Source organism: Rhodanobacter sp. FW104-R8 (assembly GCF_001617365.1).
Classification (GTDB): Bacteria; Pseudomonadota; Gammaproteobacteria; order Xanthomonadales; family Rhodanobacteraceae; genus Rhodanobacter.
The window spans coordinates 1-355 of the sequence record NZ_LVJR01000030.1 but is presented as its reverse complement, the minus strand read 5'-3'; the positions used below and the strand labels follow the sequence as shown (position 1 = coordinate 355).

Genomic DNA, 355 nt, shown 5'->3' with positions numbered 1-355 from the left:
GGCTGGCGGCTGGCTGCTGTTCGAGCACGGCTGGAACCAGGGCGTCGCCGTCCGCGCGCTGCTCGCCGATGCCGGCTACACCGGGGTATTCACGGCGCAGGACCTGGAACAACGCGACCGCGTTTCCGGCAGCCGCAGGAGCGCGTAGGAGCGCATCCTGTCCACAAGGAACTTCCTTTCGAACCGGCCGCGGCGTTGGCTTCCGGCGCCGACGGCCTCGACGCCATCCGCCGCATCGTGCGCGATGCCCGCACGTATCTGGAGCCTGGCGGCTGGCTGTTGTTCGAGCACGGCTGGAACCAGGGCGTCGCCGTCCGCGCGCTGCTCGCCGATGCCGGATACACCGGGGTATTCA

The 355-nt window shown here is 69.9% G+C and carries 1 pseudogene; it reads left to right on the top strand.

Annotated elements, in window-relative coordinates:
* Positions 1 to 153: 153 nt before the first annotated feature.
* A pseudogene (locus tag RHOFW104R8_RS10795) lies at positions 154 to 355 on the top strand (protein-(glutamine-N5) methyltransferase, release factor-specific); the annotation flags it as partial.